The following is a 14,693-nucleotide window of genomic DNA, read 5'->3' as shown; positions in this document are numbered from 1 at the left end:
GACCGGCAAACGAGAGGAGCTTAGTTTTCAACAAAAAAATGAAAGAGCGACTCTTGCAGTTTATCTGGCAGGAAAAATATTTCCAGTTGAATGATCTCGTGCTGGAAAGCGGTGAACAGTTGATCATCCGTGATCCCGGGACCTGGAATCACGACCAGGGACCTGATTTTCTCAATGCGCGAATTCTGCTGGATGGAACCACCTGGGCGGGAAATGTAGAGATACATGTAAAAAGCTCGCAATGGTACCAGCATCGCCACCAAACAGATCCAGCTTACAACAACGTAATCCTGCACGTAGTTTGGGAAAATGATGCACCACGCTTATCGGCCAGTTTGCCGACCCTGGTTTTGCACCACCGGGTATCGGCCATCCTGTTAGACAGGTATGAACAGCTAATGCAATCGGGTGGGCAATTGGTTTGCCAGGAATGGCTACCGGAAATAACTGCTGATTACTGGGCAGGCTGGAAGCAGCAATTGATACGGGAACGGATTCAGCGCAAGGCAAAGGATTTACTCAATTTATACAAATCCTGCAATCATAACTGGAACGATGCCTGCTGGTGTTGGATGGCCCGGTATATGGGCTCAGTAGTGAACGGTGATTTTTTTGAGCAGGTAGCTAAGAGTTTGCCTTCCCGTATCATGGCAAGACACAAGGACCAGGTGATACAACTCGAGGCGTTATTACTGGGGCAGGCAAACCTGTTAAAGGAATCCAACCCTGATCCTTATGTGCAGTTATTACAACGCGAATATCAGTATCTGCAACATAAGTATCAATTACCGGAATTACATGGCAGAATGCAGAAACTACGCATGCGTCCGACTGCATTTCCGGAAGTACGGCTGGCACAATTGGCCATGCTCTGGCACCAGCAGGGTATGTTCAGCAGGAGTTGGCTGGAAGCAGAAAAACTGTCAGATATAACAAGAACACTCGATATAACCGCCAATGATTTCTGGCATTATCATTTTACGCTTGATGAAGCTTCTCCCTATCAGCCAAAGCATACGGGTGAAGAACTGATCCAGCAGCTACTCATAAATGTGATTATTCCTTACCTGTATGCAGCAGGAGTTCACCAACAGCAGCCGGCTCTTCAGCAAAAAGCAATCAACTGGATTGGCAGTCTGCCAGCTGAGCGAAATGCGCTGATTAAACAGTGGCAACGTGCGGGAGCCACTTCCGAAACGGCACTTGAAAGCCAGGCCCTGATTGAACTTAAGAAGTATTACTGCGAGGCAAGACGCTGCCTGGATTGTTCTATTGGTCGCTATTTATTAAAAGAACCTTACCATTCGTAAACCAGGTTCATGTTAACATCCGGAGACAAACTTTTAAACACCGGGCAGTTGTTTCCAACCCTTTCCAGGATGACCCGATCTTTTTCACTTAGGTTTAACGTTTGTGGGAAACGCAGTATAACATCAATTTTATCTATTCTTCTGGGGTCACTGACCATGTGTTTTTGAATATCAATGGTAGTACCAGCCAGTTCAATTCCCATATCCTGTGCTTTAATGCCCATTGTAGTAATGGCGCAGGTTCCAAGCGCTACGCAAACCATATCTGTAGGTGAAAAACGCTCTCCTTTTCCCCTGTTATCTGTTGGGGCATCAGTTTCAATAGAGGTACCGCTCTGCAGGTGTGTGGCCTTACAACGTAAATGTCCTTCGTAAACAACGGATGCTGTCATGCTGTTATTTTTGTATAAATTTACGCTAGCAGGTACCTAAAAAAATGACTGTGAAAAAAATCTTGTTATTACCGATAGGAATTGTGATGACAACCATGGTATGGGCCCAATCCAATCCCGCGTCCTCCAGGAAGGATAAGAAAGCTGAAAAAAAAGAAAGAATCAATGCCTTGTTGAAGATGGAAGAAGAAGGGCAATTGATTTTCGATAAACACAATGTATTCGGATTAAGACTCAATAGTGATGGCTGGGGAATCTTTTTTGAAAAGGGGAAATTTATCACACCACGCAAAACGAGGTTAATTCAGATTGAATTCAACGAAAAAAAACATCCCAAGGAAGATAAGGATGCCGGAAGTATTGATTTGTTCACCGGGAACGTGAATCAATATGTTTTTGGGAAAGCTAATAATTTTTATCAATTAAAAGGAGCTTACGGTCAGCAATACCTGATTGGTGGAAAAAGCAATAAAAACGGGGTATCTGTAACCGGCATCTGGGCAGGTGGCATCAGCTTCGGACTAGAGAAGCCGTACTATGTAGATGTAGTGGATCGTACCACCGAGGAAAGAAGCCGTAAACGTTTTACAGAAATTGACGATTTCCGCCAGTATGCTTACCTGGGAGCTTCCGGTTTTACAGTAGGATGGGGAGAGGTAAAATTCAATCCGGGTGCACATGCTAAAGCAGCACTTCGCTTTGATTATGGCCGCTTCAATGAAGTGGTTTCCGCAATTGAAGCAGGGGTTAACCTTGAATATTATAGCCAGTCGGTACTGCAGATGGTGAACAATAAAGAAAGGAACCTGTTTTTTAATGCTTACGTAACCGTACTCTTTGGTAAGCGTAAGTAATGTAATTTTGTTCCATTATGCAGGAATTACCCGTAGTTGCAGCTGTTCCGAAATCTGAGTCTGCTATCAAAAAGCCAAATTGGCTTAGAGTTAAACTTCCCACCGGGGAAAGTTATAAACATGTTCGTTCTCTTGTAGATACACATAAGCTTCATACAATATGTGAAAGCGGTAACTGTCCCAATATGGGAGAGTGCTGGGGCGAAGGCACTGCCACTTTTATGATCCTTGGCAATACCTGTACCCGGAGTTGCGGCTTTTGTGCAGTAGCTACCGGACGGCCTGACCCGGTTGACTGGGATGAACCCCAGCGGGTAGCGGAAGCTATCTATCTGATGAAAGTGAAACATGCGGTTATCACTTCTGTAGACCGGGATGAACTGAAAGATGGAGGTTCTACTATTTGGTACAATACCATTAAAGCTGTGAAGCAGTTGAACCCCGAAACCACCCTGGAAACCCTGATCCCCGATTTTAAGGGCATAAAAGACCAGATTCAGCGGGTAATTGATGCCGCCCCGGAAGTGGTTTCGCATAATATTGAAACTGTAGAGCGACTTACCAAACGCGTTCGTATCCAGGCAAAATACTGGAGAAGCATGGAAGTGCTGAGAACATTGAAAGAAGGTGGTATGCGTGTAAAAAGTGGTATTATGCTTGGATTGGGAGAGACCAAAGAAGAAGTAATCCAGACACTGACCGATTTGCGCGATAACGGAGTGGATGTAGTAACAATAGGGCAATATCTTCAGCCTACTAAAAAGCATTTACCGGTAGATCGGTTTGTGCACCCGGATGAATTTGCTGAGTACCGTGAAATCGGTTATAACATGGGACTTGATTACGTGGAAAGTGGTCCGCTGGTGCGTTCTTCTTATCACTCCGAGCGTCATGTTATTCCCGGGTATGGAAAGCAGAAATGGATGGAAGAAAAGGAGGGTATGGAAGTTTATAAAGCTTCCTGATGTAACAGTTTTTTCCTCACTGAACTAACATTGAATTCAACTCTCAAGTTAATAGCATGAGTAATATTTTTTTAAAGGCCTTAACCGGCCTTTTATTTTTTCCATTCACTGCCAATGCCCAGGATGTAAGTAGTATTACAAGTGATACTGATTCCCAAAACAATAGCTCGATTAACTGGCAAAACAGGACATCTGATTTCGGTCCATTACCACCTGGTATGGACGTATATTCATTTGAAGGGATGTATCAGAACAAACCCTTCCGTGCATTTTATGTGATTGCTGATCCACGTTCCGGTATATTGCAGATTGAGCATGATACCACCCAAAACCGGCGGCTCAGTCCGGCCGGGTTTTATGAGAAAAACAATCATCCGGTACTCGTCGTAAATACCAGTTTCTTTTCCTTTAAAGACAATCTGAACCTGAACATTATTGTTAATAGGGGCAGATTGCTGGCTTATAATCAGCATACCATAGCAGGCAGGGGAGTTGACAGCGGGTTATACTATCATCCATTTGTAAGTGCGCTTGGAATTAATAAGAAAGGAGAAATGGACGTTGCCTGGACTTTCACAGCGAAGAACAAACGAAAACCATATGCGACGCAATGGGCTCCTCCATTAATCAAAGATAGCAGTACTACATTTTTATTGACCAATGCGAAAAGCTCAACCACCATTGTCAATCATTCTTCATTCAGTACTCAACTCCACCGATGGAAAATGCAAACGGTAATTGGAGGAGGCCCTGTGCTGGTTCAAAACAGCACAATAAACATTACCAATAACCAGGAGCGAAAATTTGCCGGAAATGCAATCAACGATGCTCATCCCCGAACAGCTATTGGTTATACAAAAGAAGGCAAACTAATTGTGCTGGTCATCGAGGGCAGAAATCCTGGTATTGCAGCAGGTGCCACCCTTACCGAAACAGCAGCAATTCTTGTTCAATTGGGCTGTATGGAAGCGCTCAACCTGGATGGAGGCGGTAGTTCCTGTATGCTGGTCAACGGAAAGGAAACCATCCGGCCATCCGATAAAGAGGGTCAACGGGCAGTACCGGCAGCGATGGTATGGAAGGTGAAAGGTGAGAAGTGAAAGGTGAAAATGGTGAAAGGTGAAACGTGAGATGTGAGATGTGAGAAGAAATCAAGCCTTTGAGATGCCTTATCAAGTTCAAACACCAGAAACAATTGTAATTATACCCTACAAAATTATACAACTAGTATCGTCACTTAGAGGCAATCCTATGCTTGGAAGCTGATTCATATTACCACCAATAAAAATCTGGAAAGAGTGGGTGATTTTGGACCTTATTAATAAAAAATCCCGGTCAAATTAAATTTGACCGGGATTTTATTTGAATCTGAGCCGCAAATCCCGGCTCCTTTTTCACTTTTTTCCTTTCACAATCTTTCACCGTTCACTTTTCACTTTTCACGTCTGACGTCTCACATCTCACATCTTCCTCACAGCGACGAACTACTCTGCTTCATCTCCCATACCAATGCGCTCGCTCCCAGAATGGCGGCATCGGCCTCATGAAGATCACTCTTGATAACCTTCACTTTATTCTTGAAGATTGGCAGCAGGTTCCGCTCCATATGCTCAATCGTTGGATCAAAAATGAGATTACCTGCTTTGATTAGTCCACCAAACAGGATGATCGCTTCCGGGGAAGAAAACATTACAAAATTGGCCAGGGATTCACCCAGGATCTGTCCGGTAAACCGATACACCGATTGTGAAATCTCATCTCCCTGCATAGCACAATCGAAGATTTGCTTACTGGTTAACTCCTCCAAATTGTACTTACGCAGCATACTGGGTTTCTCCGGTTCATTCTGCAGCATTTCTTTGGCAGTTAATACCACACCTGTAGCGGAAGCATAGGCTTCCAGGGAACCTTTGAGTTGGGTTGACCAGTGTGGTCGGCCACCCGGACGAATAATCGTATGTCCCAATTCGCCGGCAAAACCATCGTGGCCATAAATAAGCTGACCGTTTGCCACAATGCCACTTCCAACACCGGTACCCAGCGTAATGGTGATGAAATCGCGCATGCCTTTGGCCGCTCCATATTGCATTTCACCCACTGCTGCCGCATTGGCATCGTTGGTAAGCGCAGTTGCCAGGCCCATGCGCTGGCTAACCATATCTGCCAGGGGAACTACGCCCACCCAACGCAGATTCGGAGCGTATTCAATCGTTCCGGTGTAATAATTACCGTTCGGCGCACCAATGCCAATACCCTTGATCAGCTCAATTCCTCCGACTTTTTCAATCATCAGATTCAGCCGCACACAAAGCGCATCCACAAAGGCTTCCGGACTTTCATATTCCGGTGTTGATAACTGTTCATACTGCAGTACTTCACCACGACGATTCACAATACCACACTTGGTATTGGTACCGCCGATATCCACACCAATGGCGTATTCTAAAGGAATTTTAGTCATGCTCATGTTCGCTTGCAATTAATGTCCACCACCAATTTGGCTGTCGAAATCCAGCCCCTGGGAGGTTAATACGTTTTTAAGTTTGATCGCAAGATAAGCAAGGAATGCAAAACAGGCAGCCGCTAATAAATAAGAAAAATGCATATCCTTAATATCTCCGAGCACCCCCTGCAAAGGTGGAATAACGGCTCCACCTAAAATCATCATAATCAGGAAAGCTGAGCCCTGGCTGGTGTATTTGCCTAATCCGGCAACAGCCAGCGAGAAGATCGAAGGCCACATAACCGAACAACACAAGCCGCCGGCCATCAGGGCATAAACAGATATGATTCCTTTTGTAAAGACCCCAATCAGCATAAAGATGGTAGCCAATACCGATACGGTCAGCAAGGTTTTAACAGGTTTTTCCTGACCATAGAAAAACGCCAGGATCATGATCACTACAACTACTGAATAGCCATAAAGATCACTGATATTATTTCCTTTGAGATGATTGGCAAATAACACCACCGCAAAAGCAATAAAGGGAACCACGATCGTCGCAATTCGTTTACCCATCGCCGATAGGTTGAATACACCAATGGCACCGGTCCATCGGCCAATCATCAAACTTCCCCAATACAGGGATATAAAATGAGAGATTTCACTTTCATCAAGTCCCACTTCATTGAAATAGCCCGGCGTTTTCAGCAATGCACCGAAATTGTTGTCTATGGTTACTTCCACACCCACATATACAAAAATGCCCAGCATCCCATAGATCAATTGCTGATAACGCATGGCACCCCAGCCTTCCGGACTCTTAACCGCCGAAGCATTGGAGTAAAAAAGTATAGCCACAACAGCGATCAGGGTTAGCATTAGCAACACCAGTTTGCTGGTATCCGTAAACTGTCCGACCAAAATAATTGCCAGGATAACACCTGTCATCATCAACAAAGCACCCGCCGCTTTATTGGCCTTTTCAAACCGCTCGTCGTTTTTGCCATCGGGCAGATTTTTTGAAAAGGAGAAAAAGAGGGCAACTGCGGCAAAAACAGCAGCTACAATTATGTACAGTGTATTAATATTAGTTATGGTAACTTCTTTACCCACATCAGAAACCGATCCGAAAAGGAAAAAGCTCACGATAATGGGCCCAAGGGTAGTACCAAGCGAGTTCACACCACCACCCAGGTTCAGACGCTGCGTTCCTGTGGATGGATCACCCAGTACAATAGCGAAAGGTTGGGCAGCCGTCTGCTGCAAAGAAAACCCTAAAGCAACTACAAACAACGACCCAAGCAGCGCCGGAAAGGAGTTGGCATTGGCAGAAGGAATGATCAGCAAGGCACCCAGCACGGAGATCCATAATCCGTAAATAATTCCTTTCTTATAACCGATCTTGTTTAAAATATCATATCCCAAACTATTGGAAACGATGAATAAAATCAGACTGCCTATAAAATAGGCCCCATAAAACGCTGAGCCGATCAGCTGACTCTGAAATTGATTTAAATCAAAGTGCGTTTTACAGAATGGAATCAGAATACTGTTGGAAGCGGCGATAAAGCCCCAGAAAAAGAAGACCATTACAAGCGTCGCTAAAGCACCTGTATTGGTTGGTTGTTTGGTTTGCGACATGATAAAATCCAGGTTTTTGGTTTGGCAATTAGAACTTGCACTGAATCAGTGAAAATAGGAAGAATTTCATTTGCCTGAAATTTTTTCAATTGATCGTCCCCCCAATCCATTTTCTTATTATATTCAACCGTAATTATTTCTATGGAGATTCTTCATGTTTCAGCCGAATGTTATCCCGTGGCGAAGGCAGGTGGATTAGGTGATGTGGTAGGTGCTTTACCAAAGTACCTGACAGAAGCCGGTCATATCAACAAAGTGGTGATGCCTATGTACCGGACCAAGTTCCTGTATGAAAACAAATGGGAGGTGGTACATAAATCAAGTGCCTACCTGGGTAATACCTGGTTTGATTATACCATCATCAAAGAAACTACCAACAAACTCGGATTTGATTTATACCTGGTTGATATAAACGGACTGTTGGATCGGGAAAAAATTTACGGGTACGCGGATGATACGGAGCGTTTCACATCTTTCCAGATCGCAGTAGTCGACTGGTTGAGCTCCTGGAAACATCGTCCGGATATCCTGCATGTACATGACCATCATACAGCCCTTATTCCCTTCATGGTGAAATACTGCTACCAGTATTCACACCTGGAAGATATTCCAACCGTGCTGACCATCCACAATGCCCAATACCAGGGTTGGATGGACTGGAGTAAGTCGGACTATATTCCGCATTGGGATGGCTGGCGCTGGGGCATACTGGACTGGAATAATATGATCAATCCGCTTGCTGCAGGCATTCGCAGTGCCTGGAAGGTAACCACCGTCAGCTGGAGTTATCTTTATGAAATGCGGCAGGACAGCAATGGCCTGGAAGCGCTGTTTGAATACGAAAAAGGGAAATGTGCAGGTATTATTAATGGTATTGACAGTGATGTATGGAATCCTGAAACCGACAGTTATCTGACTGATCACTATTCCATTGATTCCCTTGCAGCGGGTAAGAGAGCAAATAAGGAAGCATTGTGCGCCGAATTTAATCTCAATCCGGACAAACCATTATTCGTGTTCATTGGAAGGCTTGTAGGAGAGAAGGCTGCTGATTTGTTGCCCCGTGCCATTGGAGATTCACTCTATTATATCGATCAGCGTATGAACTTCCTGGTACTGGGCAGTGGGGAAACCCATGTTGAACAGGAATTGGAAAATATGCGTTCCTACTGGATGGGGTTCTATAATTCCAAAATCGGTTACAATGAGCAACTCAGTCATCGTATGTACGCGGGTGCAGATTTCCTGTTGATGCCAAGTCGTGTTGAACCCTGCGGACTCAACCAGTTGTATGCCATGCGCTATGGCACGGTACCTGTTGTTCGTCGTACCGGCGGGTTGCGCGATACGGTCATTGATATCGGAGAGCCTGGTGGTTATGGCATTTCCTTCAATAATGCCAGTGTGGGTGATATCACGCATGGTGTATACAGGGCGGTTGAATTGTACGAAGACCAGCTTCGCTTTGATGGCATCCGGCGCAAACTGATGGAACTTGATTTCGGCTGGGATGTAAGCGCGAAACAATACATCGATTTATACAAATCTTTACTACCTTAATAGGCCCACAATACCATAAACCAGTCTAATCCAAATTTTACGATATGTCAATCAGCAAAGAAATACTTGCCGTTATTCTCGGGGGTGGAGCAGGTACCCGCCTCTACCCACTGACCGCCAGCAGAAGTAAACCAGCCGTTCCCATCGCTGGGAAGTATCGCCTCGTTGATATCCCCATTTCTAACTGTATGAACTCCAATATCAACCGGATGTTCGTACTAACTCAGTTCAATTCGGCCTCCCTGAACAGACATATCAAGAATACCTACCACTTCAGTGCATTCAGTGCAGCTTTTGTGGATATTCTGGCAGCGGAACAAACTCCGGATAACCCTACCTGGTTCCAGGGTACCGCAGATGCCGTACGTCAAAGCCTGCGTCATATCACACCTTTTGAAAGTGAATATGTATTGATTCTTTCCGGGGATCAGTTGTACCAGATGGATTTCAGTGAAATGCTGGAGAATCATAAAAAATGCGGAGCTGATATCTCCATCGCCACCATTCCGGTTGCGGAAAGAGAAGCCCCCGAATTTGGTATTCTGAAAGCGGCGGACGGATTTATCACATCATTCGTAGAGAAACCCAAAAAGGATATCCTCTCCGAATGGATCAGCGATACGGGTGATGAAATGCGCCATCAGGGAAGAAATTACCTGGCATCAATGGGTATTTACATTTTCAATCGCAAGTTGCTGTTCGACTTGCTGGAGAACGAGAAAAAAGATGCCACTGATTTCGGAAAGGAAATCATCCCGGAGTCCATTCACAAATACAAGGTTTGCTCCTATCAATATGATGGTTACTGGACAGACATCGGGAATATCTATTCCTTCTTTGAAGCAAATATCAGCCTGACCAAAGACATTCCTGAGTTCAATCTTTTCGACAACAAAAATGCGATATATACCCGTGCTCGCATGCTGCCTCCGGCAAAAATCAGTGGATCTACCCTGGAAAAAACAGTCATCGCTGAAGGCTCCATCATCAATGCTTCCCGGGTGGAAAATACAGTAGTTGGTATCCGTTCCCGGATCGGCAATGGTACCACCGTGGTAAACAGTTACCTTATGGGGAATGATTATTTCGAAACCATCCAGGACATGAACCTGGCCCGTCAAAATGGTCAGCCGATCCTTGGAATCGGGGATCGTTGCTATATCAAAAATGCGATCGTAGACAAAAATGTTCGCATTGGCGATGATGTTCGTATCAATGGTGGCTCTCACCTCGAAAACTGTGATCATGCCTTATACACGGTGAAAGATGGGATTGTAGTTGTGAAAAAAGGCGCAGTGATACCAAATGGATTTGTGATCTGAGAATGTGAGATGTCAGACGTGAGATGTGAGAAGGGTGTTCCGGGGATAGGGACACCCTTTTTTTCACGTTTGACTTCTCACGTCTGACGTTTCACGTCTCACATTTTTTCCTTATTTTCGGACGTTGTGTAATACATACACATTATAAAACGATTGCTATGGCGGTAACGGCTCCATCAGGCGGGCAACCTAAAACGGGATTAATTCCCAAACCTACGCTTTCCATTGCCCAGATTGTCACCATGAGTTTTGGCTTCCTGGGAATTCAATTTGGCTTTGCTTTACAAAATGGTAATACCAGCAGAATTCTGCGCTCTTTTGGAGCAGATGTAGAACACCTGCCGGCCTTTTGGCTGGTGGCACCGGTTGTAGGCATGATTGTTCAACCCATCATCGGTCATTACAGCGATAAAACCTGGAACCGGGTAGGCCGTCGGAAACCTTATTTTTTAACAGGCGCGATTTTATCATCCCTGGCACTGATCTTTTTACCGAATTCCGGCAGCCTGGCCGGACTGATCCCTGCACTCTGGATTGGTGCCGGTATGGTGATGGTAATGGATGCTTCCTTCAACATCGCGATGGAACCCTTCCGGGCCCTGGTAGCGGATAATTTGTCGGATAAACAAAGTACGCTGGGGTTCAGTATCCAGACCTTTTTAATCGGACTGGGTGCCGTTGTGGGATCCATTCTTCCCGAATTGCTTGCTGAATCCGGATTCAGTAAAGAAGCCGGTGCATCCGGTGTGGCAGATAATATAAAATACTCATTTTACATCGGGGCCGCCGTTTTTATGGCAGCCATCCTGATTACTGTTTTTTATTCGAAAGAATATCCGCCGGCAGAATATGAAAGATATCACGGGAAGCCGGATCACTCGCAGGAGAAATCCAGCCTGCTCGATATCTTCAAAGATTTTGGAAAAATGCCCAGGACTATGAAACAACTGGGACTGGTTCAATTCTTCAGCTGGTTTGCACTGTTCAGTATGTGGGTATTTACAACAGATGCTGTTGCCACCCATGTGTACGGATTATCGGGTGACTATTCAAAGTCTGTTGAATACAACGATGCCGGCAATAAAGTAAGTTCGGCTTTTGGCGTATACAATTTTGTAGCTATGATTTATGCACTAATGCTTCCAATCGTAGCCCGGCAGTTTGGTCGTAAAATGACCCATGCAATTTCTCTATTTGCAGGGGGCATTGGCCTGATTTCCATTTATTTTCTGAAAGATCCTACGATGCTGAAATTTTCAATGGTAGGGGTGGGACTGGCCTGGGCTAGTATTCTCGCCATGCCCTATGTTATTTTATCAGGGTCAATTCCTGCAGGCAAACTGGGTATCTACATGGGCATTTTCAATTTCTTCATCACCCTCCCTCAAATTGTAAACGGTTTGGTCAACGGATGGATTGTAAAAAACATTTACGATGGTCAGCCAATCTACGCCATCGTACTGGCAGGCTTTTTCATGATTTGCGCGGCTATCAGTGTGCTCTTCGTGTACGATGAAGGCTGGATTAAAATCCAACAGGAGAAAAAACGAATACTAACCGAATCCTGATCTTATATTTTTTAATTGCTTCATATGTTGAAAAGAGTTTGTCTTTTATTGGTGGTTGTATTGGGAAGTTTTGTTGCCCTTGCGCAGGAAATCAATTGCTATCCAACGAACTGGTGGGTGGGAATGAAAAATCCGAAAGTGCAGGTAATGGTTCATGGCAAGGATTTTGGAAAAGGGGTTATAACTGTTGCAGACTATCCGGGTGTTGTTGTGGAGAAAATACAACCTGCCGAAAACCCGAATTATGTGTTCATCGATTTAATAGTTTCCAGTGCCGCCAAACCAGGCAAACTGGAAATCAGCAGCAAACTGGGTAAGAATACAATGAAAGCCGGCCTGCCATTAAAAGCTCGCCGTACAGGTAACGGTGTCACCTATGCGCAGGGAGTTCGTTCAGAAGACCTGGTGTATTTATTAATCCCGGATCGTTTCAGCAATGGCAATCCTGCCAATGACAAAATACCCGGACTACTTGATCAGACACTGAACCGCGATTCTATCTTCCACCGTCATGGAGGTGATTTACAAGGTATCATCAATCACCTTGACTACCTGCAGGACCTGGGTATAACTGCTCTTTGGAGCCTGCCTGTTTGGCAGAACAATATGCCGGATCGTACCGAGCATGGTTATGCCATCACCAATCATTACAAGGTTGAACCACGGATAGGCACAAACGAAGATTACCTTCGCCTGAGCGATGAGTTACATAAGCGCGGCATGAAACTTATTCAAGATGTCATCTATAATCATACCGGGCTTTACCACTTCTTCGTACAAGACAAGCCAATGAAAGACTGGCTACATGAGTGGCCATCCTACACCGGAACCAATTACAAAGACCAGGTATTATTTGACCCTTATGCCAGCAAGGCCGATAAAGCCAAAATGCTGGATGGCTGGTTCACACCCATGATGCCCGACCTGAACCAGGGCAATCCCTACGTAGCGAATTTCCTCATCCAGCATGCAATCTGGAGTGTTGAAGAATTCGGGGTGGATGGTTGGAGAGTGGATACCTATATCTACAATGATCTTGATTTTATGAATCGTTGCAACAAAGCATTGCTGGAGGAATATCCACGAATCAGCATTTTTGGAGAAACCTGGGTACACGGCGTTCCCAACCAGGCTTATTTTACAGAAAACACCCTGGGTGATGTTCCCTTCAGGAGTAATCTGCCCGGCACAACCGATTTTCAAACACTTTTTTATGGTATCCAGGAATCTTTGACCAAACCATTCGGCTGGACCGACGGAGTAAATAAGCTCTATACTACAACAGCGCAGGATTATATGTACAAGGATCCGATGAAGCAGGTGATCTTCCTGGATAACCACGACCTTGCCCGCTTTTACAGTGTGATAGGAGAGGATACAGCGAAATACAAAATGGCATTGAGCTGGTTATTAACCTTCCGGGGCATCCCTCAATTGTACTATGGAAATGAAATTCTGATGACAGGTTTTACCAATCCCGACGGTTGGGTTCGGCTGGATTTTAAAGGTGGATGGCCAGGCGACAAGGAGAACAAGTTTACAGCTGCCGGTCGGACAGATAAAGAAAATGCGATTTTCAACCATATCCGCAGCTTGGCACAGTTTCGCAAAAAATCAACTGCGCTGCAAACGGGTAAATTGATGCAATTTGTTCCGGAAGATGGTGTTTATGTGTATTTCCGGTATGATGGCAACCAGACCATCATGTGCATCATGAATACCATGACGGAAGCCAAAACCATTGAAGGGAAACGCTTCCATGAACGTACAGCGGGCTTCAACCGTGGGATCGATATCCCCACTGGAGCTAGCTATTCCTTAACAGGATCCATTAGCTTACGCCCCTTATCAATGCTGGTGCTGGAACTAAAATAGAATGCTGGCTCAAAGAAGGCTCCACCAGATGAATTTCTCTCCTCGTTTACCCCAATCGGTGAAGGTGGATTGAAGAAAAGGAGCCAACTCTTTACCTGCAATCTTTTTGCCCTTTTCATTCACTTTAAATGCAGAGGGAGGAGCTTCGGTGATTTCAACTTTGGTAGCAAACCAGGTGGTATATAAGCGTGGAACAGCTAAGCCCAGAATCATACCGGGTAATCCACCAAAGGATTCTGGTCCGCCACTAACGGGGATCTCATCCGTATAAAATGCCACCACATAAACAGAATCACTGATCACAGCAACTGCCTTACGACATTCAAAACCTGCTATTTCACGTGTTTCACTGCTCAGTTTCCATTGCAACCGGCTCAGGCTATCTGTTACAATGAAGTTTTCTTCGAAAACCTTGCGGCGACTGGTAAGCAGTCCGGTCGCATAATCTGTCAATACGGTATTCTCCTTTGCTGGTCCCAATAACCAGGGCTCCAGCTTTTTATCTGGTTCCCGGCCTGGCTGGTAAATACCTTTGTCTTTATTAAATGCAAGGTTGAAATAGGAATTCTGAAAACGGGGTTGCTTGGACATAAATTCTTTCCAGAAATCACTTTCTTCCTCCATATTTTCCCTTTCCATTTGGCGATGAATATTTATTCTCCGCTCAAACTCAATGGTACCTGCTCCCAGGAACCGGGCCTGGCCAAAACTCATCAAGCCGACGCAAAACGCTATACTAAAAACAAACAGCTTTTTCATATTC

General features: G+C 44.9%; 12 protein-coding genes. 8 read left to right on the top strand and 4 right to left on the bottom strand.

Annotated elements, in window-relative coordinates; all coding sequences use genetic code 11:
• Window positions 1-38: 38 nt before the first annotated feature.
• Entirely contained in the window at window positions 39-1,310 is a 1,272-nt protein-coding gene (locus tag L0U88_RS00270) for a DUF2851 family protein (RefSeq protein WP_234863476.1), read from the top strand.
• On the opposite strand, the gene L0U88_RS00265 is transcribed toward L0U88_RS00270, so the two are convergent.
• Entirely contained in the window at window positions 1,298-1,702 is a 405-nt protein-coding gene (locus tag L0U88_RS00265) for an OsmC family protein (protein ID WP_234863475.1), read from the bottom strand. The two genes, L0U88_RS00270 and L0U88_RS00265, sit on opposite strands and share 13 nt — an antisense overlap.
• A 50-nt stretch (window positions 1,703-1,752) precedes the next feature.
• On the opposite strand from L0U88_RS00265, the gene L0U88_RS00260 reads away from it, so the two are divergent.
• Genes L0U88_RS00260 through L0U88_RS00250 form a run of 3 tightly spaced genes read left to right on the top strand, consistent with a single transcriptional unit; the run spans window position 1,753 to window position 4,621 of the window.
• On the top strand, window positions 1,753-2,556 hold the full coding sequence (locus L0U88_RS00260) for a hypothetical protein (protein ID WP_234863474.1): 804 nt from the start codon (window positions 1,753-1,755) through the stop codon (window positions 2,554-2,556).
• A gap of 17 nt (window positions 2,557-2,573) precedes the next feature.
• Complete coding sequence (lipA, locus tag L0U88_RS00255; RefSeq protein ID WP_234863473.1) at window positions 2,574-3,521, top strand: lipoyl synthase; 948 nt, start codon at window positions 2,574-2,576, stop codon at window positions 3,519-3,521.
• Between the two features lie 56 nt (window positions 3,522-3,577).
• Window positions 3,578-4,621: a phosphodiester glycosidase family protein gene (locus tag L0U88_RS00250; RefSeq protein WP_234863472.1), complete on the top strand. Its 1,044-nt coding sequence runs from the start codon at window positions 3,578-3,580 to the stop codon at window positions 4,619-4,621.
• A 371-nt stretch (window positions 4,622-4,992) separates the two neighbouring features.
• Here L0U88_RS00250 and L0U88_RS00245 read toward each other — a convergent pair whose 3' ends face one another.
• Together L0U88_RS00245 and L0U88_RS00240 are read right to left on the bottom strand one after the other, a co-directional pair.
• The gene (locus L0U88_RS00245) at window positions 4,993-5,988 is read right to left on the bottom strand and encodes an ROK family protein (RefSeq protein ID WP_234863471.1); all 996 of its coding nucleotides are present in this window, start codon (window positions 5,986-5,988) and stop codon (window positions 4,993-4,995) included.
• 12 nt (window positions 5,989-6,000) lie between these two features.
• A complete protein-coding gene (locus L0U88_RS00240; protein WP_234863470.1) occupies window positions 6,001-7,605 on the bottom strand; it encodes an MFS transporter in 1,605 nt (534 codons plus the stop codon).
• A gap of 141 nt (window positions 7,606-7,746) precedes the next feature.
• On the opposite strand from L0U88_RS00240, the gene L0U88_RS00235 reads away from it, so the two are divergent.
• The 4 genes from L0U88_RS00235 to L0U88_RS00220 all read left to right on the top strand — a co-directional run bounded on the left by L0U88_RS00235 (window position 7,747) and on the right by L0U88_RS00220 (window position 13,930).
• Window positions 7,747-9,165 carry a glycogen synthase gene (locus L0U88_RS00235; protein WP_234863469.1) on the top strand — a complete coding sequence of 473 codons (1,419 nt, stop codon included), beginning with the start codon at window positions 7,747-7,749 and terminating at the stop codon, window positions 9,163-9,165.
• A gap of 44 nt (window positions 9,166-9,209) precedes the next feature.
• On the top strand, window positions 9,210-10,487 hold the full coding sequence (locus L0U88_RS00230) for a glucose-1-phosphate adenylyltransferase (RefSeq protein ID WP_234863468.1): 1,278 nt from the start codon (window positions 9,210-9,212) through the stop codon (window positions 10,485-10,487).
• Window positions 10,488-10,645: 158 nt separating this feature from the next.
• Window positions 10,646-12,055 (top strand): MFS transporter, encoded by a 1,410-nt coding sequence (locus L0U88_RS00225; RefSeq protein WP_234863467.1) that lies wholly within the window; start codon window positions 10,646-10,648, stop codon window positions 12,053-12,055.
• Between the two features lie 24 nt (window positions 12,056-12,079).
• Window positions 12,080-13,930 (top strand): glycoside hydrolase family 13 protein, encoded by a 1,851-nt coding sequence (locus L0U88_RS00220; protein ID WP_234863466.1) that lies wholly within the window; start codon window positions 12,080-12,082, stop codon window positions 13,928-13,930.
• 9 nt (window positions 13,931-13,939) lie between these two features.
• Here the strand turns inward: L0U88_RS00220 and L0U88_RS00215 are convergent, their stop codons facing one another.
• Window positions 13,940-14,689, bottom strand: a complete 750-nt coding sequence (locus tag L0U88_RS00215; protein ID WP_234863465.1) for a GLPGLI family protein — start codon at window positions 14,687-14,689, stop codon at window positions 13,940-13,942.
• Window positions 14,690-14,693: the final 4 nt, after the last annotated feature.

The organism is Flavihumibacter fluminis, from assembly GCF_021491375.1.
GTDB lineage: Bacteria > Bacteroidota > Bacteroidia > Chitinophagales > Chitinophagaceae > Flavihumibacter > Flavihumibacter fluminis.
Note: the sequence above shows the minus strand (reverse complement) of the source record. Positions and strands in the feature narration are given on the sequence as shown.

Excerpts from the sequence above, each read along its gene's own strand:
- L0U88_RS00225 (WP_234863467.1), top strand. The coding sequence starts at position 10,646 with ATGGCGGTAACGGCTCCATCAGGCGGGCAACCTAAAACGGGATTAATT.
- L0U88_RS00235 (WP_234863469.1), top strand. The coding sequence starts at position 7,747 with ATGGAGATTCTTCATGTTTCAGCCGAATGTTATCCCGTGGCGAAGGCA.
- L0U88_RS00270 (WP_234863476.1), top strand. The coding sequence starts at position 39 with ATGAAAGAGCGACTCTTGCAGTTTATCTGGCAGGAAAAATATTTCCAG.
- L0U88_RS00215 (WP_234863465.1), bottom strand. The coding sequence starts at position 14,689 with ATGAAAAAGCTGTTTGTTTTTAGTATAGCGTTTTGCGTCGGCTTGATG.
- L0U88_RS00250 (WP_234863472.1), top strand. The coding sequence starts at position 3,578 with ATGAGTAATATTTTTTTAAAGGCCTTAACCGGCCTTTTATTTTTTCCA.
- L0U88_RS00220 (WP_234863466.1), top strand. The coding sequence starts at position 12,080 with ATGTTGAAAAGAGTTTGTCTTTTATTGGTGGTTGTATTGGGAAGTTTT.
- L0U88_RS00265 (WP_234863475.1), bottom strand. The coding sequence starts at position 1,702 with ATGACAGCATCCGTTGTTTACGAAGGACATTTACGTTGTAAGGCCACA.
- L0U88_RS00240 (WP_234863470.1), bottom strand. The coding sequence starts at position 7,605 with ATGTCGCAAACCAAACAACCAACCAATACAGGTGCTTTAGCGACGCTT.
- lipA (WP_234863473.1), top strand. The coding sequence starts at position 2,574 with ATGCAGGAATTACCCGTAGTTGCAGCTGTTCCGAAATCTGAGTCTGCT.
- L0U88_RS00245 (WP_234863471.1), bottom strand. The coding sequence starts at position 5,988 with ATGAGCATGACTAAAATTCCTTTAGAATACGCCATTGGTGTGGATATC.
- L0U88_RS00230 (WP_234863468.1), top strand. The coding sequence starts at position 9,210 with ATGTCAATCAGCAAAGAAATACTTGCCGTTATTCTCGGGGGTGGAGCA.